Raw genomic sequence first — 18,718 nt, forward strand, 5'->3', positions numbered from 1 at the left:
TGACGGATGCCCACAGCCAAACGAATACCAGGTCTCAATCGGCACATCGCGCAGGTCGAAGCACGCCAAAGGCGGATAGCCCGGACCTAGCGTCTCCAGATGCCCCAAGAATTTCCTGGATGCCCTCAGCGGGCCAGACTGCAACTCTCAAGTCGAGGGCTAAACGCGCAATCCTGTTCCATTACTACTCGGACCCCAACTGCGCCTAATCGTCCTTGTGCATACGGAACGATCGACCCTTGCGCTCACCGACAAGCTGAACCAATAATAAGGCGCGCCCTCAGAAAATTATCTACTTGCAGGTGTAAACCGCTAAAACCCTACGCGGCAAAACTAGGAGCCAGCCTAGTCGGGGCTCCCCCAAATTTCCTCCTCATGAAATACAGGGCCTTCCACTTTCCCATACAAGGTTCCCGTGGAAGACAGGTTTGAGGGCTGCTTCATGGGCTGGCCAGTGCCGATCCGCTATCGATCGACAGTTTTTGTGTCCCCTAGCCACCCGTTGGCTGCTACCGGTTAGGCCAGAATTCTTTCGGTAGTGTCGTGGGTAGGAGCGGTTTCAGACTTTCCGGGGTGGGGCCACGGAGTGCGTGTTCCGCTGTATTTTCTTGGGAGTTGCAGTAGCTGATGTGCGCTGTGCCGGCAATTTCCCGCAGGGTAAAGATGCCGTCGAGGGCCGCCTTTTTCGATTCGAACTCCGTGGAGACGGCGAGTATGTTTCTAAGGTCATCGACCAGTTTTGCCCGGTAGCGTCCGTTCGTCTCCTGATGCAGTTCGATTCTTCCAGTCATTTTTTCTCCTCTTTACTCGACGGCGATGTATGGGTTAATGCCCGGGCCCTTTGCTGACTCCATTTCCGAGCGAACTGACTCTGGTCTAGTTCTCGCCCGGACGGAAAGTTCCCTGGGTCTTTGGTCTGGGTGATCGATTCGACGCTGAGCCGTATCGGAACAGGTTTCCAGGCAGTGTCGCCTTGAAGCTTGCCGACCACCGGGAGGTCACCGCTACTACAGACGGAGGATGATGACCGGTCACCCGATAACGAGTCGGGCCCCGACTGGTTCTCCTTCGTCTGGCATGATTGACCGGCTAAGACCTGCGCCGTCCCGACCTCGCGGGTGCCTAATGTGGCACGAACTAGGCCCGGGTGACCCAATTTTCCTGACGAAAGGACCGTTTCCACGGTTGCTCTGGGAATGAAGTCGCTTCCTAGTTGCCTCATAGCGGCACTTCCAGTTGGAATCCACACTGGCATTTGAGCCGGCGAGTTCGAAGCGAAACCCGGTCAGGAGAACCGGTGTGGCCGCCTACTGGAGGGTGGAGATGCGAAACACTGCCCCCAAGTTCATCCATCGGCTCACCACAATGGATGAAGTAGCGCCCGAAATGCAAGATCCCCGGCGCAGTGGCCGTGGCGTTGAGGAGCTTGGCCACCTGCTGGACGGTGGCGTCATGACCGAAGAAGGAGCCGCATTGTCCGCAGCTATACTCCACTGCAACACGGCCGACGACTATCGGCTGGATGGGACCAATAGATTCGATCATTAAGTGCTTGGCCGTTTGACAGCCCTCGCATTGCAATGTCGATTCCATACCGTCGACAAATTCATCATGATGAATGGTGAACGGATCATTCGTCACGTAGCTTCTCCTGGCAGTCCTACGAGTCTGGCGAGTCATCGCCGTGACGTGGCATCGTTTTCTGGAATGATTCCGATAGATGCCGGCCATGCGATAACCGATGTGGGTGGTGGTCCACCCTGCCATTGTCTTAGGCAATAAACCATGAGGTTTGTTGCCTAGCATGTTACATCCATCACAGTGAATGTGTCCATTTGGACTGCGGAATCCTAAGGTTGCCGCTACATGGGGGTGTACAAGAGCAGGGCTTGCAAAATGAGGTGCCGCAAAAACTACCCGGACGAAACCGCACCATCACACGCGCATTGAGAGTAGGTTGGGGCAGAAGGGATGGGTTAAGCAGTCAGCCCAGACATGTCTTCGAAGACGACCTTCAGAGGGTTCCCAGTCGCACCGCATCAAATGGGCGCTTCTGGGGCCATCGCTCAGGATGAAGTCTGTGACGCAGGGGCCGCTTCGTGACACATGACCACCGGGTGACCAAGAGCCGCGATCTACAGCGGCTAATCTTGGAATCCAGCGAAATTGAAAGTTTCCTCAACGCACTAACCCGCCTGGCCGTTCATGAACTCTCCGATGCAAGCGAGGAAGTCCTCTGCGGAATCACACTGCTGCGGCATAAACGCGCCGCCACCGTGGCCAGCAGCAGCCAAGACGCCCAGGACTTGGACGAAGTTCAATACAGCTACAAAGACGGGCCATGCCTCAATGCTGCACGAAACCAAACCCTCGAACACATCCCCGACCTGCAAGCCGAAGAACGCTGGCCTGAATATTCCCAAAACGTCGTAGACCGCGGGATCCGCTCGGTGTTGGCCGTCCCTTTCCAACTCGAGCAGGGAGACCAGGCAGCGCTGAACCTCTACAGCAAGATTCCCCACAAATTCACCGCCGAAATGAAGAACCTCGCACAAGGCTATGCCGACGAAGCCTCCCAAGCTTTCGCTATTGCGTTGAGAATGGCACGTCACCAAGACACCGCCACCGACGCTGTGGAAGCGATGAAATCCCGGACAACCATTGACCTTGCCGTGGGAATGATCATGGGACAAAACAACTGCAGTCAAAAACGTGCCGTTGAGATCCTCAAGGCCGCCTCGTCCAGACGTAACATCAAGCTACGCCAGATCGCAGCAGCCCTGGTCGCGGAAAAAGATCTGGAAGCACCAACCACCCACTTCGAACCATAAGGCAGTCCGGACCCACCTACCAGCCCTCAAACAACGACATCGACTCCTCAATCCGCCACCACTAACGGAAAAGGACGCCCGATACGACAAACCCGTCCCAGTGAGGGTTCCTTGGGTTCTTGCGGTGATTGCAACACTTAGTGAATGAGTGTTGATATGGCGAAGTATTCAATCCTTTTCCGGCCGGATCTATTGCAGGTCTTTTGGGCAGGGATGCAGGCAGGTGATTTCATCACTGATGCCGTTATTCCGATTAATACCAGTAGGCGTACAGGGCGCACTGTCTTGGCCGCTGCCGGTGGCGTCCGACCTCGCCGTGGCAGGAATTTGAAGGGCCGGTGTCTGACGTTCGCCCAGCGTGAAGAGATCGCGATTCTTTACGCTCAGGGCCAGTCCTTGAGAGCGATCGGGGAGGTTATTGGCCGGTCGGATTCGACGGTCTCGAGAGAGTTGCGACGCAACACGAAACCCGGCACCGCCTACCGGGCAACCTCGGCTCATATGCTCGCCTACGAGCGTGCCAGCCGGCCGAAACCGGCCAAACTCCACACGAACATGGCCCTGCGTACAGTAGTGGAAGAGGACCTTGCCAAGAAGTATTCACCGGAACAAATCGCAGGACGACTGCGCGTCCAGTTCCCCGACCAGAAGGAGATGCGTGTGTCACCGGAGACTATTTACCAGTCCCTGTACGTCCAGTCCAGAGGCGCCTTGAATCGGGATCTGACCGCGTGTTTACGCACCGGGCGGGCCGTGCGCCGCCCCTCTCGCAAGGCCGGGCAGCGTAAGAACCGGATCCCAGACATGATCAATATTTCCCAGCGCCCACCCGAGGTAGAGGACCGTGCCGTACCAGGACACTGGGAAGGGGACCTCATCATCGGCAAGGGTAACCAGACCGCTATCGGGACCCTCGTGGAGCGGACTACCAACTACACAATGCTCGTTCACCTACCCGATGGCTACAAAGCCGAGCAGATGCGTGAGGCGTTGACCGCGAAGATCAAAACACTCCCGCAAGCGCTGCGGCATTCCCTGACGTGGGACCAAGGCATCGAAATGCAGGACTGGAAAACCGTGAAGATGGATACCGGCATCGACATCTACTTTTGCGACCCGCATTCGCCCTGGCAACGCGGTATCAACGAGAACACAAATGGACTGCTGCGCCAGTATTTCCCCAAAGGCACCGATTTGAGCATCCACAGTGCCCAGGATCTTGACTGGGTCGCCGCCGAACTCAACGACAGACCACGCAAACGACTAGAGTTCAAGAAACCGATCGAACTGATCGAACCCCTCCTATTGCAATGACCGCCAGAATCCGCCGTTCCCCCTACGGACGGCATCAGGTCGGTGCAGTCGAGTATTGAAATTTGTGGAGACGACTTCTGAAAATTACAAGGCGGGGGTGCTCTCACTGATGCGCAACGGCGCCTGTCTTTTTTCAGATTTGCTGTGGTGTCTCACCTGGGTCGGGGCTTGATCCCCGAGTTGTGTCCGCAAAGTCTCATTTTCCTTCTCCAACAGCAAAACGAGGCGGATACCGGAGAGGTTCAGGCCCAGGGAGAGAAGCTCCGCGATCCGTCGAAGGGTTACCAGGTCCTGCTCGCTGTACCGGCGCGTGCCTCCTTCGGTACGCCCCGGTTCCAGTAACCCCTTCCGTTCATAAAGCCGGAGGTTCTGCTGGCCCGTTCCGACGAGTTCAGCCGCGACGGAGATCGCGTACACGCCCCGTGCGTGCGGGTTGGATACCACGGTAGCCCACTCCTTTCTAGTTGCCATCTTTGCTTGAAAAAATACACCTTGCATCCAGTGTGTCAGTCGTGTTATAAAAAATCTATGTCAGCCACAACAGATCGTGGCGGCGTAAGAGAACTAAATATTTGCAACTGAAAGCTAAATGACACTGAGATTAAGTGGCGTTGTGAAGGAGTGAGTAAGCAATGTTGATGCGTACAGACCCGTTCCGTGAACTCGACCGGCTCGCCCAGCAGGTGCTGGGAACTTCGGCCCGGCCCGCGGCGATGCCGATGGACGCCTGGCGTGACGGGGACACCTTTGAGGTGGAGTTTGACCTCCCCGGGGTAGCCCCTGACTCGATCAACCTCGATGTGGAACGCAATGTCGTCACGGTCCGGGCAGAGCGTCCGGGGCTGGATGGGAACAAGGAGATGCTCGCCTCCGAACGGCCCCGGGGCGTGTTCAGTCGCCAATTGGTTTTGGGCGAGAACCTAGACACAGAGCACATCGAAGCCAGTTACGACACAGGGGTACTAACCCTCCGCATCCCAGTAGCCGAGAAGGCCAAGCCACGCAAGATCGCTATCACTACCAAGGAAGGAGACCGCCAGGCCATCAACGCCTGAGACAACAGTACTCAAACCGGTTCACCCAGACCGGGAGACAGACCAGGTCCGCGAAGGGACATCGGGCGATCGCCACAGGGCACGCCACAGCACCTCAAGCGCAGCAAAAAGCGGTAACTGCTACTGTCTCCCGCACAGGCGGTCCCCGGCCCCAAAGACCGGGGACCGCCCCGTCAATCCGTTGATACCGCCCCGCGATGCCGGGCACCGCGGGGCTCGCGAGGAGGTGTGCTGTCATGCTAAATGCCCCGGACTTATATGCCGTTCTGAACCTGGCCCCGCAGGCCACCACGGCGGAAGTACGGCGCGCATACAGGTCTCTGCTTCGACGCCACCACCCAGACACCCGCCCGGCGACGGCCACCCAGGGCGAAGTAGCCGTCGAACACGAGTGCTGACGCAGATCATGGACGCACACGCTATATTGGCGGACCCCATCCGACGGGCCCGCTACGACCATAACCTGCCTGGCAGCCAAATAAGGCAGTCGACAGACAAACGGGATGAGAGGACACCGGAGAAGACCTCCTCAACGAGGTACACGGGGACAGGCTTCCCCACAGCACCGCACGAGTGTCCCTCGATAATTCTCGGTCCGCTACGGTGGGGACCACCACGCTAAGGAGGCATATTCTGATGAGCGCATGGCACCGCTACGATTCACCCCTGCTGCCGGCTTTCCACGAACGCTTCGAGCAGCGCTGGGGCAAAGACACCGCCCCGTTCCTGGATCCCGAACTCCACGAACAACCACTACCCCGAGCTCAATGGATCAACGCCGATACCGGGGCGGCACTGGCTGTGGTCCCGGTATGGACCGATGACGATGACACCCACCGCTCCTTCGCCGTGTTCTACCTCCCACCCGCGGGAGACATATGGCTGCTACGTCCAGGCAGCACCGGCTACCTCCAATCCCCGGCACGGAGCACATCACCTTGCGCAATGACGCCTTCAAGAAAGCCGTCGACCACGCCGAAACGTTCATCCACGGCCCCGAAAAACACTAACCCCCACCACTGACCGCACCAATCAGTCGCACGAGCTGGCCCCGCAACCTGCAGCAGCCACCGAGCGTCCTCCAGGAGAAATCGAATACCTCTATGCGGGACGTCCCTACCGGATTATGCTGCACCCGTGGCAGTCGCTGGCGACACGTTGAGCATCCCATCGATAACCATAAGGTGTCCCGTTCAAGGTTCCCTAAAGAAACGCCGCGGACTCAGCTGGCAAGCCTGCTCTAACTCGATTGGACGCCTGAGATGAGAGTAGAAACGTGCAGTGATCCACATCATACGCCTGTCACTATTCCCCGCGGAGGATGGAATAGAGCATGGAGTCCCGGCGCTTCCCACGGACCAGCCGATGCGAACGCAGCCGTCCTTCCCAAGAGAACCCGTTCTTTTCCAGCACTCGAATAGACCCCTGATTCTCGGGGTGGCACGTGGCAGTGATGCGCTCAAACCCAAGCGTGGTGAAGCCGAAACTCAGGAGCATGGCCACTGCCTCGCTCGCGTATCCCTTGCCCCAATACGCTCGGTGGAACGTGTAACCTAGCTCGCCGTTGCGATCATGCGCATCAGTAGTCCAAATGCCTACCGATCCAATGGTCTTGCCATCCATAACAGCGGCCAAGGAAAAAGCTGTGCGATTCTCTAACAGGTGTGCCTGCGCGGCCTCTTCAACAAATGCCGTGGTCTGCTCCAGACTATTCAGCCCCCAGGTGGAGAACCGGGTGACCAACGGATCGGCGCTGTATTCATGAACATCGGCGGTGTCCTGCGCATCAAAGTCGCGGAAGCTTAGCCGGGGTCCGGACGGATAGATCGTTGCAAGACTCATGATTCGCCTGTTCACTCGAAAGCCAAGATTCAATCCTCATATCCGTCCAGGAGCAAACGGCGCATGGAACAAGAGCGTTCAACTCTGCATAGACTGGTGGAAACGTCCGTAATTCCCCGCACCAAAGTGAGTCCATGTCTAGCTGTTGCAGTCCCGAAGGCCGAGACGGCCAAACCCACGGCATCACAGTCGCCCCCCAGGTCTTTTCCCTGAGCCTCCCGCCAGCGCAGGGTTCCCACCACCATGACGCGGCTGCTGCGCAAGAAGGCCACACCGCACGTGGAGATGTCCTCATACCGGCTGGCATCTTTTCCATGGGCGATCCCTTCGACGAAGGCTACCCGGCCGACGGCGAAACCCCCGTCCACAAGGTGAGAATTTCGGCCTTCAGCATGTCCACCACGGCCGTGAGTAACGCCGAGTTCGCCGCCTTTATCGATGCCACCGGATACCGCACCGAATCCGAGCTCTACGGCACCTCCGCCGTCTTTCACCTGGCTGTCCAGGCCGACAAGCCCGACATTTTGGGCACGGCCGCCGGGACGCCTTGGTGGCTCAATGTTCGCGGCGCGGACTGGGCCCATCCGGCCGGTCCTCGCTCGCACTGGCAAGACGCAGCAGATCACCCAGTCACCCAGGTATCGCACTCGGACGCGTTGGCGTACTGTGCTTGGGCGGCCCGCGCGCTTCCCACGGAGGCCCAGTGGGAGTATGCGGCCCGTGGCGGCCTGGCCGGTTCGCGCTACCCATGGGGCAACGAACTCCACGGCACGGATTCCGCCGGCGAAACCGTGCACCGCTGCAATATCTGGCAGGGCACCTTCCCCACAGAAAACACGTGCGACGACGGATACCTCACCACCGCGCCCGTGGGCAGCTTCGAGCCTAATGCTTACGGTCTCTTCCAAACCAGCGGCAACGTCTGGGAATGGTGCGCGGACTGGTTCCTGCCCAAGTACTACAAAAGCTGCCTGAGCCAAGGCACAGTTGCTGATCCGTCCGGCCCCACCATAGGACGCGGCCGCGTCATGCGTGGCGGTTCCTATCTATGCCACGATTCCTATTGCAACCGTTACAGACTGGCCGCCCGGAGCTCCAACTCCCCCGAATCGGCCAGCGGCAACCTCGGATTCAGAACCGTCGCGCTCTAAACCACGTTCACAGTCCGCGGCTTTACACTCCGCACGTTCATAGTCCGCGGGCGTGGAGCCAGTCGATCAGGACGTCCGCCTGCAGTCGCTGAAACTCCCTGAGCGTGGGGATGCCCGGCGGTGCCGGGCATCGGGACATATCAAGGAAATAGCCGGCCCATCCTGCCATGACGGCAGTGATGGCCTGCGGGCGTATCTCGGCAAAGACGCGATGATCGGCCAGGAAGTGTCCCACCGACGCGTTCGGATCCAGTGTCTTGACGTTGAGCAGCACGCTGAGCCCCTCAACCCAGGCGGCGCCGCGGGCAGCCCACGGCCAGTCCAAAAGCACCACACCTTGATCGGTCAAGAGGATGTTGTCGGCACGCAGATCTCCATGGACCAGCGATTCCCCTGCCAGGAATCCGGTGCCCAGTCGCGCCAATTCAGTCAACCTCGGCAAGTTCCCGGCTGCCCAAGAGTCCATGCCGGCTAGGGGCCTCGTTTGCAGTTTTTCCCACCCTCTAAACGCATCACGGAGCGAGTCCTGATAGAGCGGCAGGTCAATATCGGCGGGCAGCTCGATCTCCCCTATTTCAGCTACTGCATCCAGCACCTGCAGCACGTCGATTTCCACCCACGGTTCCTGCGGATGCCGGCCCGCAACATCGGCCAGTACCAGCGCAACCCACGTGCCGTCGTCGTACATCCCCAGGAAATCCGGAGCCGCCACACCCTGTGGTAGCGCCGCGGTCACCGCAGCTTCGCGGCGGTGCAGTTCCGGCGTGCTCGCGTTGACATCGGCGGAAACGGCCTTCACAAACGCCCGCCGCCCCGATGCCAACGTCACCCGATCTGCCGATCCCGGCGAGAAGCCGAAAGGCTGAGACACGGCTTCGGCGACCACTTCTCCCAAAATATTCTCCACGCCCTCACGGACGGCCGCAGGGAGCTGGGCCCACGTGATCCGCTGGTTCACGGCCGCGGGGCGAGCGTCAGCACGGTGGCGTCGTCGGCCACTTCGCCGATCCGGCCCTGGTGGACACGCAATTCGTGCATGAGGCCCAAGGCGTCCACAGTAGTGGAGGTGCGGGCCAAGAATTCCTCGGGTCCACTGACCAAACCAAGGTCGACGGCGCGCCAGGCTCCGTCACTCGCCATCACCATGATCTCGGGATCCCCGAGCCGGACAACGTGGGCATGATCCGCTGCTGCGGCTTCCCGCCGTGCCACCCACAACCGGCCAGGGGTGTTGCGTAATTCTCGGTCTTGCCGGAGCAGGCGCAGGCGTTGTTCCGGAGTCCCTTCCGGAACCCTGGAATCGGCGAGCTCAGCGCGAACCAGGTGAGTGTCGCCGTCGTGCGTGCGCACCACCACGGTGCAATCCGCCAAGCTGGCAATCTCCACACCGTCAGCGGTGAGCTGGGCGAGAGAGACGGCGGCACTCGGAAAGCGCACCTTTTCCTCGCCGACCAGGGCCGTTCCGGCGGTGTCGATCGCGGCCAGCGCGGCGGCCAACAAGCCGCGCACGCCGTCGCAGCCGCGAGTGTCTGGGCTGACGGGACTGCCGGAGCTAGTGGAGATCTGCGCCAAAATTATGGACAGTTGCTGGGCCAGCCACTGCGGATCAGAGGCGGCGGGCAAGCCCAGCGGTTCCAGCAAGCTCGTGGCGCCGTCAATGATCCACGCGTTGGGTCCATTGAAGCCGCAGCTATCTTCCTGAACATGGGCATCACCCTCAAACTGGATGCGGGCACGGATATCCCAAGCAATGTTCATACCCTTATCCTGCCAGTTCCCGCATCAGGAACACCGGATATTCTTCGACGGATCGACCCCATTTTCCAGCCACTCACCTGCGGCGTCGTACCGTTTCATGGCCTCACACACATCCGATTGGCTGCCCGGGATGGCCTTGACCACGGCGTAAATGGAATTGCCGTTGCTGTTGTCCATCGAGGGGCCCCGGAAGTTGCCGCAGGAAAGATCGGTGCGTAGGTACATGGAGCCGGGGTTGTTCTTTAGCGCCTGGTCAATGGCTGCCACATTCGTTGCTGGATTGAAGAACGTCCCCAGGATAATGACTGCACTGCCATTGCAGGACGGATAGGAGATGGGTTGGCTGATCCCCAAGTCGCCGGGAAGTTGCATTTCCGGAGCACTGGGCGTCCACCAGCTCAACATCTTTTCCTCGGCGATGACCTTATTGTTCTGAGTGATCTCGAACGAGCTGGAATTCAGATTGTAGGCGTAGTTGTCTTTGTGCGCCGTGGCCGAATCGGATGACCGGGAGGCAGGCAGCTCAGTTGTCAATCCGGTTTTCTTATCCAAGCCCAAATACGTGGTGTGGCCGTTGATTTCGCAGATTGCTGCACGGAAGGAATCTGAGGCGCCAACAAAAACCACCTTCCCCTGCCACTTGCAATACGCCTTGTCCGCATTGGAGTAGCCCGAAGTATCAGGCGTTGGGCTACTCGTTGGCGTGGCAGTGGCGGACGGCAGTGCGGCGTGGCTCTGCGGCGGCATGGCGTGATCCGCAGAAGGTGCAGCAGGTGCGGCGGGGGCGGCAGCCTCCGGAGCTACTTGCTTTTGACTGGAGGTGCCGGCCACCGGGGCGGGTGCCGCCGGTGTGCCCCAAAGCGTGTTGGCGGCAATGACAGCACCCACCACAATGGCGCCCACCAGGACGGTTCCGGCCACTGTCCAGGCAATGATTTTGCCCGTTCCCTTAGGCTGCGCACCGCTGGGCGACCCAGAAGGCGGTCCCGCAGGTGGAAGCGGGCCACCGGGTGAAGGCGGGCCCGCTGGTGGAGGCGGTGGCGGTGCTCCTTGCTGGCCGGCAGCATTGCCCTGCGGGCCCGGCCATGGCTGTGGTCCACTCATTGTTTGGCCCCCTCAAGACAGCTGACAGCCCATGGAAGGGCCAGCTCACAGATTACACCTCCGGGCCAGAAACTACTCGGCTCCCCCGCGGGCGGCGACAAAGGCACGGACACAGGTTTCGACGTCGTCCGCGCTGTGCGCAGCCGAAAGCTGCACCCGGATGCGGGCGGCGCCGCGCGGCACCACGGGGAAGCTGAAGGCCGTAACAAAGACGCCGTGCTCCAACATGGCATCGGCCACGCGGGCTGCTTCCACAGCGTCACCGAACATGACGGGCACAATGGCATGCTCACCGGGGAGTAATTCAAAGTCCTCCTCGCTCATGCGGCGGCGGAACAGTGCGGCGTTCTCGAAGAGCTTCGTGCGCAGTTCGGCCGAAGCTGCCACCAGCTCCAGCGCTTTGAGCGTGGCAGCCACAATGGCCGGGGCCAAGGAGTTGGAGAACAGGTACGGGCGGGCCTTTTGACGCAGCATCGCAACGATTTCGCCGCGGCCGGCGACGTAGCCGCCCGACGCGCCGCCCAGAGCCTTGCCGAAGGTGCCCGTGTAAATGTCCACGCGGTCCGAAACCCCAGCGTGCTCGGGGGTGCCTGCTCCGGTGGCGCCCATGAAGCCCACGGCGTGGGAATCGTCCACCATGACCAGGGCGCCGTACTGCTCGGCGAGATCGCAGATGGCAACAAGTGGTGCCAGGAAACCGTCCATGGAGAACACGCCGTCGGTGACGATGATGGTGCGCCGGGCCCCGGCACCATCACGCAGTGCTGCGGCACCCTGCAGCTGGGTTTCCAGATCTGCCATGTCCTGGTTGGCATAGCGGAAACGCGCGGCCTTGGACAGGCGGATGCCGTCGATGATTGAGGCGTGATTCAGGGAGTCGGAGATGATGGCGTCGTCCGCTCCAAACAGCGATTCAAACACGCCACCGTTGGCATCAAAGCAGGACGAGAACAGAATAGTGTCCTCGGTGCCCAAGAACGCGGAGACGGCTGCTTCCAGCTCCAGGTGCAGGTCCTGAGTTCCGCAGATGAAGCGCACGCTGGCCATGCCGAAGCCGTGGCTGTCCATCGCGTTCTTGGCGGCGCCGATGATCTCCGGGTGATCGGCCAGGCCAAGGTAGTTGTTGGCGCAGAAGTTCAACACGGGTGCGCCTGTGCCGTCCAGCGCGCCAGCCGTGATGTGGCTGGACTGGGCCGAGGTGATCTTGCGTTCGGTCTTGAACAGTCCGGCGGTGCGGATCTCATCCAGTTCGGCGGTGAGCGCATCTTTCATGGAGGTGTACATGGGATTCCTTAGTCTGGGGCGAGTGGTCTGTGGTGAGTACTGCGGTGGGATCCACGACGGCGGGAGGCGGGGTCCCGCCGTCGTGCTTGGGAATGCGGTGCTTAGGAAAGCGGTGCTGAGGAAAGCGAAAGCGTGGCTTAGGCGAAGACGGTCCAGTCGAGGACCACTTTGCCACCCCGGCCGGAGCGGGCGATCTCGAAGGCCTGCTCCCATTCAGTAGCCGGCAGCGTGTCCGTGACCACCGAGGCGACGGCAGCGCGCAGCACGGGGTTGGAGGAGAGCATGGCACTCATGGCGTACCAGGTTTCAAACATTTCGCGCCCGTAGATGCCCTTGAGGGTGAGCATGTGGGTGACGACCTTGCCCCAGTTGATGTCGATCGATTCACTCGGCAGGCCGAGCATGGCGATGCGGCCGCCATGGTTCATGTTGTCGATCATTTCCGGAAGGGCCGTGGGGTGGCCGGACATTTCCAAGCCGATGTCGAAGCCTTCACACATGCCCAATTCCCGTTGCGCATCTTTGAGGCGGGTGGTGGCGACGTTGACGGCAAGGTCCGCACCCATCGCGGCTGCCATGGCCAGGCGGGGTTCGGAGACGTCGGTGATGGCGATTTTGCGGGCTCCGGCGTGGCGGGCAACGGCTACCGCCATCAGGCCGATGGGGCCGGCACCGGTGACCAGAACGTCTTCGCCAACCAAGCCGAAGCTCAGTGCGGTGTGGACGGCGTTGCCCAACGGATCGAAGATGGCGCCGAGCTCTGGCGTGATGGACGGGTCTTTGTGCACCCACACATTCGACTCGGGGATGACCACGTATTCGGCGAAGGCACCGTCGCGCTGCACGCCCACGGAAATCGTGTTGATGCACATGTGGCGGCGACCGGCACGGCAGTTTCGGCACAAACCGCACACCACATGGCCTTCGCCGGAAACCTTGTCCCCCACCTTGGTGCTGTGCACGCCGCCGCCCACTGCCACCACTTCGCCGTAGAATTCGTGGCCCGCGATGAGCGGTGCGTTGATGGTTGCGGCGGCCCAGGCGTCCCACGCCTGAATGTGCAGATCGGTCCCGCAAAGGCCTGTGGTGTGTACGCGGATCTTGACTTCACCCTCCCCTGCGGAAGGCTCGGGACGGTCCACAAGTTCGAACCCAGCGTGTGGACCGGATTTGTACAGTGCTTTCATGGGCAGCTCTTTCGTGGTGCGGACGTCGATGTCCGGTGTTTGGTGGTGAGGACGCTTTACGTCCATTACAACCTGCAAAACCGTTTAGGACAATCGACAATCTATCCATCGTCAATTAAGCAAACGCTAAACTGTAGGCTAGTGGCATGGAACTCCATCAACTGCACATGCTCCGTGAACTGGGCGAGCTGGGCAGCGTCAAGGCTGTGGCCGAAACCCTGTCCGTCACCCCTTCCGCCGTGTCCCAACAAATTGCGTTGCTGCAGCGTCAGGTGGAAACACCGCTGACTCGCAAGGACGGGCGAAACCTGGTGCTGACGGAAGCCGGCAAGGTGCTCGCAGCAGCCGGGGCCCAGGTCATCGACGCGATGGCCACGGCGAAGGCGGCTATCGGCACCTATCAGGACGACACCAGCGGAACAGTCACCATCAGTGGTTTCCACAGCGCCGGTCAGGCTCTATTCGCCCCGCTGGTCCGGAAGTTGGCGGCGCTGCGTGCCTCGGGAGGTGTGGGTGCGTCCAATGACCCGGACGACGGCGGCGGGCCAGGAGACGCTGCAATGGCCACCGCAGCGGCCGTCACCTCCGGCTCGGTCACGTCCGGCTCGAGCTCTTCTGGCTCGATCTCGGTGCCGCAGCTGCGATTCTCTGATGAGGACGTGGCGCAGCAGGACTTTGCGGCGTTGACGGCCCGTTACGATCTGGTGTTGGCACACCGCATGGACCACAGTCCACCCTGGCCGCAACCTGGGCTGCGCGTCATCCCCCTGGCAAGGGAACCCCTCGACGTTGCCGTGGCGATTGACCACCCGCTGGCCGCTAAAACAGCGGTGTCCGCGGCCGACGTCGTGCGCTATCCATGGGTGAGCAGTCGCAGCGGCTACTCCCCCGCGGACGTTCTGATGGCTGTGGGTGCCATGGCTAGCCATCCAGTGGAGGTGGTGCACAGGATCAACGATTACTCGGCCGCCGCGGCGCTGGTATCCACGGGCGAGGTCATTGGGTTGCTGCCGCGCTACACCTCCGGCCCAGTGCTAAATCCCGGCGGTGCCGCCACTGCCCAGGTGGTGCTGCTGCCGCTAACAGGCATCAACACCCGGCGGCGGATTGACCTGCTGGCCCGGCCGGAAAACCTGCGACGTGCCTCGGTGCTGCTGGTGGCCCAAGCGATGCAGGAGGTCATGGCTGAGCTCACCGCTGATTGACCTCCCACCCCCGCCCGGGCGCTAAAGAGCGCCCCCGAACGCGAAGACGCCCCAGTTACAGCACTGCGGCGATCCGTTCGCGGGTATGCGCCAGGATCGAGACCACGGGGCGGCCAGCCACCAGTTTGCCGTCCTGCACAAAGCCCTCCTCACGGCCGTCCAGCGACTCCACCATTCGGGCCCGCCACAGGGCCAGTTGCGGAGTCGAGGCTTCCTCACGTGCCAGGTTGTGGCATTCATCGGGATCGGCGGCCAGGTCAAAGAGCTGCTCCACGCCTTTGGCAGAACCCCACACATACTTGACCTTGCCATCGGTCAGCCAATGGATGTTCTGCGCGAAATAGACGTGCTCACCGTGCAGGTAGTCCCGGACCGGACCGGCTGCTTTCTCGCCCCGGACGTGGGGCGCGAGCGACTTGCCGTCCACTGAATCGGGAATGTCCACACCCGCCAAGTCCAGCAATGTGGGCATCAAATCCCGCAGTTCGACGACGCCATCCATGACGGCGCCTCGGGCCGAGTCTTTGGCGGAGGGCGCATCGGCAATGATGAACGGGACCCGCGCAGAGCCTTCATAGGGCAACGCCTTGCGGAACATGTGGTGGTCGCCCATCATTTCCCCGTGGTCGGAGGTAAACGCGATGATGGTGTCCTCCGCCAGGCCAAAGTCCACGAGAGATTCCTTAATCCGGTTGATCTGCAGGTCAATCTGGGCCATCAGGCCGTAGTAGCCGGCCCGGGCGCGGTGCACGGTCCTATCCGGCAGTGTCCCAAAGGCAGCCTGGTAGTCACCATCCTTGCGAAACTCATCCCAATCTTGTTCCCAGTCGCCTTCCACTGCTTTGTAGGGGTCAATGTCCAAGTACTGGTCATAGGCCCACTGCGGCGGATCATACGGCGGGTGCGGCCGGTGCCAGGACAGGTACAGAAAGAAGGGTTTGGACGGGTCGCGCCGGTACATCCAGTCGATGGCCTGGGTACCAATCCAGTGGCTGGGGTGCAGGTGCTCTGCCTTGTCCCAGGGACGGGCCACCACGGAATTGCAGTTCACCCCGTGATCAAAGTACTCCGCCTCCGGGGTGCTGCCCGGCTGACGCCGCAGCCACGGAACATAGTCGTCGAAGAAGGCAAAGTTCTGCTTGAACTTTCTCCGCGAATAGTGCATGAACCCGTCGTGCAGGATGACGTCGTCAAAGCCAATGCGAGCCCGTTCCGGGTGGACATGCATCTTTCCGATGGCCTGGGTATGATAGCCGGCCTTCTTGAACTCACTTTGGATAGTGACCGGGTGCGCCACATCAAAGGGCACACCCTCGTCGTAGCCCACCCGGCCGTGCTTCTCCTGCGACTGCCCGGTAAAGAGCGCAACGCGTGCCGGGACACAGGTGGGCGTCGCCGAATAGCCCTTGGAAAACCTGACGCCACCGCGCGCCAACTCATCCAGATGGGGCGTCTCCACATACGGGTGCCCATCCGAAGATAGGGCGTCACCCCGCCATTCATCAACACAAATCAAAATTACATTTGGCTTAGACACGGTTGGACAGCTTCTCCTTCATGGGTTCACTGGATCTTGACTGGAAATGCCTGCGGCGCAGTGGGCAACACTGCAGCCCAGTCCATTATGAGTTACCCCGGATGCTAGGGCGAACAACCGCCAACCGCCCCCCATCTTTAGGAGCGGCGGCTTAGCGCGCGGGCTGTCCGGCGTTGAAGTACTCAATCCACGCTCCGGGCAGCGGTGGAATATCCAAGGCGCCTCCTCCGGATCGCAGCGACTGTGCAGCCAGGACACCGGCCGCAACAGCTTCGCGGGCGGCAATCGGTGAGGTCTCGGTGACGCCGCCCTCCCGGGCAAAGCGCAGGAACTCGGCAATCAACAGCGGATCAGCTCCACCATGGCCACCCTCGCCGTCGCGAATTTCAATTTCCGTATCCGGCGTCACGAAGCCATTTTGTGAGCGCCTCGTCCACACCTTGATGACATCACCTGGGCTATCGCCAAAGTTTTCCATCCTGCCTTTCGTCCCGATGACCATGTAGTTGCGCCAGTAGTCGGGCGTGAAATGGCACTGCTGATAGGACGCCAAGACTCCGTTGTCGAGCACCATCTGCATCATGGAAATGTCCTCAACATCGATGATCGGGTTGAGATCTGTCTGCTCCGCGGGCGGCCAATTATCGAGCGAGAACCAGTCCCCCATACGCCTGTCGGTGTTGTCCCGACGGCTGGTGACATCACCGTAAACAGCCAGGTCCCCAATCGCGGATACCCGCGTGGAATATCCCCCGGCTAGCCAGTGGATCACATCAATGTCATGGGCACCTTTTTGCAGCAACAGGCTCGTCGTATTGGCTCGCTCGGCATGCCAATCCTTGAAGTAGTAGTCGCCGCCGTTGCCCACGAAATGCCGGCACCAGATGGCCTTTACCTCGCCGATCTGTCCCGACTCGATGACCTCGCGCATTTGGACGACCACCGGCATGTGGCGCATATTGTGTCCCACATAGAGTCGGGTTCGGGATTCATAGGCCGCCGCCAGAATCGAGTCCGCGGCTTCCACGGTCACATCCAGGGGCTTTTCGCAGAAGGTGGGAATTCCCGCCCGCAAGGTCTGCACGGCAATCTCGGCATGCCGGTTATCCGGCGTCAGAACCAGCACGGCGTCGAGCTCGGCGCTCAGCAGCTCCTCGAGGCTGGAGGTGATGATCGCCGTCGGAATCCGCTCGGTAGCATCGGAGCGCCCACGCTCGGACACGTCACACACCATGACCACTTCGGAACCCTGACCGGGTTTATGCACATGCCGCCACAATGAGGCTCGCAGGCCGAAGCCAACAATGCCCACGCGCATATCTCTAACCGCCGGAACCGTGTCCGGACGTTCCTGAACTACATCTGTCATAATATGTCTTTTCTCTAAACTAACGCTCAAAAGTTATAGGTGTAAGCGGCGCGGAATCACGGGCAAAGAGTTGCCATGGGAACTCCAGCACCTGGTGTGGCGCGGACTCGTCGGAGGCCCGTTCCACCAGAAATTTAGCCAAGCTATTGAAGAAGTCGACGGGTCCCACGCTGGTTAACGACGGCTCCATCGCCTCACCTTGGAGGGTGTTACCGACCCCCACAACGGCCAGATCATCGGGGACACACAACCGCATCCGCTGGGCCGCGTTGATGGCCGCCATGGCAACAAAGTCGGAGGTGGCAAAAATTGCCGTGGGCGGATCGGGCTGACTCAAGAGGCTAACGGCCGCCTCGTAGGCACTTAATTCGTCGCCGTCGAAGGGCGCCACATAGTCCTCCCGGAAAGAAATCCCTGCCCTGCGCAGCCCCGAGAGATATGCGCCGTACCTCGTCGAATAGGGCACCCGCATGCTTTTCCGGGAGGTCAGGCATGCCACCTTTGTGTGCTGCGCCGTCAGATGGTCCATGGCCTCATTCAGGCTGCCGCCGGCCACGGAACGAATCACGTCAAAGCCGTTGGGCTCTAGCGTCTCGCTGAACACCACCAGCCGGCTGTTGCGGGCCAGCTCCGCCAACAATTCGGCGTCACCGTCCTGCTCCGCGGCATCAATGAAAATGACATCGGCACTTTGGCGCTTAATGGCCGTACGCCAATCCGTATCAGCCAGGATCATGGGCGTTATGCCTGCACTGGCAACGGCAGCCCCCACGGCCTTACTCACCGACAACGACCAAGGGTCCGAAAGCATTGTCAACGACAACATCATCAGGTTGGACTTGCCGGTTCGAATGGTTCGAGCAGCCTGATTGGGCCGGTAGCCAACCTTCAGTGCGGCTGCCTGAACCCGTTCGGCGGTGCTGGCAGAAATCCCCGAACCATTACTTTTGGTCCGTCCGGCAAGGACATAAGAAACCGTCGCGGTCGATACGCCAGCCTCAGCTGCAACGGTCTTGATGGTGGGCCGAATCATGCTGTTACTCTCCTCCTCGAGGACTGTCTGCCGCCCGCATTTGTTATT

General features: G+C 60.6%; 18 protein-coding genes and 1 pseudogene. 7 read left to right on the forward strand and 12 right to left on the reverse strand.

The features are described from left to right. Nucleotides 1-509: 509 nt before the first annotated feature. Both AS189_RS15835 and AS189_RS20070 read right to left on the reverse strand, forming a co-directional pair. The gene (locus AS189_RS15835) at nucleotides 510-791 is read right to left on the reverse strand and encodes a YegP family protein (RefSeq protein ID WP_062290971.1); all 282 of its coding nucleotides are present in this window, start codon (nucleotides 789-791) and stop codon (nucleotides 510-512) included. A gap of 427 nt (nucleotides 792-1,218) precedes the next feature. Further along, nucleotides 1,219-1,641, reverse strand: coding sequence for a hypothetical protein (locus AS189_RS20070; protein WP_129587305.1), 423 nt, complete (start codon nucleotides 1,639-1,641; stop codon nucleotides 1,219-1,221). Nucleotides 1,642-2,099: 458 nt separating this feature from the next. Here AS189_RS20070 and AS189_RS15845 point away from each other — a divergent pair, with 458 nt between their 5' ends. Together AS189_RS15845 and AS189_RS15850 are read left to right on the forward strand one after the other, a co-directional pair. Further along, entirely contained in the window at nucleotides 2,100-2,831 is a 732-nt protein-coding gene (locus tag AS189_RS15845; RefSeq protein WP_237759888.1) for a GAF and ANTAR domain-containing protein, read from the forward strand. Nucleotides 2,832-2,975: 144 nt separating this feature from the next. After that, nucleotides 2,976-4,145, forward strand: a complete 1,170-nt coding sequence (locus AS189_RS15850) for an IS30 family transposase (protein WP_237759889.1) — start codon at nucleotides 2,976-2,978, stop codon at nucleotides 4,143-4,145. 84 nt (nucleotides 4,146-4,229) lie between these two features. On the opposite strand, the gene AS189_RS15855 is transcribed toward AS189_RS15850, so the two are convergent. Continuing rightward, nucleotides 4,230-4,589 (reverse strand): MerR family transcriptional regulator, encoded by a 360-nt coding sequence (locus AS189_RS15855; protein WP_237759890.1) that lies wholly within the window; start codon nucleotides 4,587-4,589, stop codon nucleotides 4,230-4,232. 188 nt (nucleotides 4,590-4,777) lie between these two features. Here AS189_RS15855 and AS189_RS15860 point away from each other — a divergent pair, with 188 nt between their 5' ends. The 3 genes and pseudogenes from AS189_RS15860 (at nucleotide 4,778) to AS189_RS15865 (ending at nucleotide 6,210) form a co-directional block, all read left to right on the forward strand. Further along, nucleotides 4,778-5,200, forward strand: a complete 423-nt coding sequence (locus AS189_RS15860; protein WP_062291011.1) for an Hsp20/alpha crystallin family protein — start codon at nucleotides 4,778-4,780, stop codon at nucleotides 5,198-5,200. Between the two features lie 236 nt (nucleotides 5,201-5,436). Beyond that, nucleotides 5,437-5,598, forward strand: a complete 162-nt coding sequence (locus tag AS189_RS21350; RefSeq protein WP_160320849.1) for a J domain-containing protein — start codon at nucleotides 5,437-5,439, stop codon at nucleotides 5,596-5,598. Between the two features lie 238 nt (nucleotides 5,599-5,836). After that, nucleotides 5,837-6,210 (forward strand): annotated as a pseudogene (locus tag AS189_RS15865) (hypothetical protein). Nucleotides 6,211-6,505: 295 nt separating this feature from the next. On the opposite strand, the gene AS189_RS15870 reads toward AS189_RS15865, so the two are convergent. Next, nucleotides 6,506-7,042, reverse strand: coding sequence for a GNAT family N-acetyltransferase (locus AS189_RS15870; protein ID WP_062291014.1), 537 nt, complete (start codon nucleotides 7,040-7,042; stop codon nucleotides 6,506-6,508). A gap of 134 nt (nucleotides 7,043-7,176) precedes the next feature. Between AS189_RS15870 and AS189_RS15875 the strand changes: the two genes are divergently transcribed. After that, nucleotides 7,177-8,193, forward strand: coding sequence for a formylglycine-generating enzyme family protein (locus tag AS189_RS15875; RefSeq protein WP_082634368.1), 1,017 nt, complete (start codon nucleotides 7,177-7,179; stop codon nucleotides 8,191-8,193). Nucleotides 8,194-8,230: 37 nt separating this feature from the next. Here the strand turns inward: AS189_RS15875 and AS189_RS15880 are convergent, their stop codons facing one another. From AS189_RS15880 to tdh, 5 genes are all read right to left on the reverse strand, one after another. After that, nucleotides 8,231-9,151 (reverse strand): phosphotransferase, encoded by a 921-nt coding sequence (locus AS189_RS15880; protein ID WP_062291018.1) that lies wholly within the window; start codon nucleotides 9,149-9,151, stop codon nucleotides 8,231-8,233. Beyond that, nucleotides 9,148-9,951, reverse strand: coding sequence for a hypothetical protein (locus AS189_RS15885; protein ID WP_062291022.1), 804 nt, complete (start codon nucleotides 9,949-9,951; stop codon nucleotides 9,148-9,150). The genes AS189_RS15880 and AS189_RS15885 overlap by 4 nt, the downstream gene beginning before the upstream one ends. A gap of 24 nt (nucleotides 9,952-9,975) precedes the next feature. Next, nucleotides 9,976-10,872, reverse strand: coding sequence for a hypothetical protein (locus AS189_RS15890; RefSeq protein ID WP_062291025.1), 897 nt, complete (start codon nucleotides 10,870-10,872; stop codon nucleotides 9,976-9,978). 255 nt (nucleotides 10,873-11,127) lie between these two features. Beyond that, on the reverse strand, nucleotides 11,128-12,339 hold the full coding sequence (locus tag AS189_RS15895; RefSeq protein ID WP_062291029.1) for a glycine C-acetyltransferase: 1,212 nt from the start codon (nucleotides 12,337-12,339) through the stop codon (nucleotides 11,128-11,130). Between the two features lie 137 nt (nucleotides 12,340-12,476). Then, on the reverse strand, nucleotides 12,477-13,526 hold the full coding sequence (gene tdh / locus AS189_RS15900) for an L-threonine 3-dehydrogenase (protein WP_062291034.1): 1,050 nt from the start codon (nucleotides 13,524-13,526) through the stop codon (nucleotides 12,477-12,479). Between the two features lie 146 nt (nucleotides 13,527-13,672). On the opposite strand from tdh, the gene AS189_RS15905 reads away from it, so the two are divergent. Beyond that, nucleotides 13,673-14,731, forward strand: a complete 1,059-nt coding sequence (locus tag AS189_RS15905) for a LysR family transcriptional regulator (RefSeq protein WP_062291037.1) — start codon at nucleotides 13,673-13,675, stop codon at nucleotides 14,729-14,731. Nucleotides 14,732-14,786: 55 nt separating this feature from the next. On the opposite strand, the gene AS189_RS15910 is transcribed toward AS189_RS15905, so the two are convergent. From AS189_RS15910 to AS189_RS15920, 3 genes are all read right to left on the reverse strand, one after another. Further along, nucleotides 14,787-16,268, reverse strand: a complete 1,482-nt coding sequence (locus AS189_RS15910; protein WP_062291040.1) for an arylsulfatase — start codon at nucleotides 16,266-16,268, stop codon at nucleotides 14,787-14,789. Nucleotides 16,269-16,419: 151 nt separating this feature from the next. After that, nucleotides 16,420-17,637, reverse strand: a complete 1,218-nt coding sequence (locus AS189_RS15915) for a Gfo/Idh/MocA family protein (protein ID WP_062291044.1) — start codon at nucleotides 17,635-17,637, stop codon at nucleotides 16,420-16,422. A 19-nt stretch (nucleotides 17,638-17,656) separates the two neighbouring features. Beyond that, nucleotides 17,657-18,670 carry a LacI family DNA-binding transcriptional regulator gene (locus AS189_RS15920; protein WP_062291047.1) on the reverse strand — a complete coding sequence of 338 codons (1,014 nt, stop codon included), beginning with the start codon at nucleotides 18,668-18,670 and terminating at the stop codon, nucleotides 17,657-17,659. Nucleotides 18,671-18,718 lie beyond the last annotated feature (48 nt).

This window comes from Arthrobacter alpinus, from assembly GCF_001445575.1.
GTDB lineage: Bacteria > Actinomycetota > Actinomycetes > Actinomycetales > Micrococcaceae > Specibacter > Specibacter alpinus_C.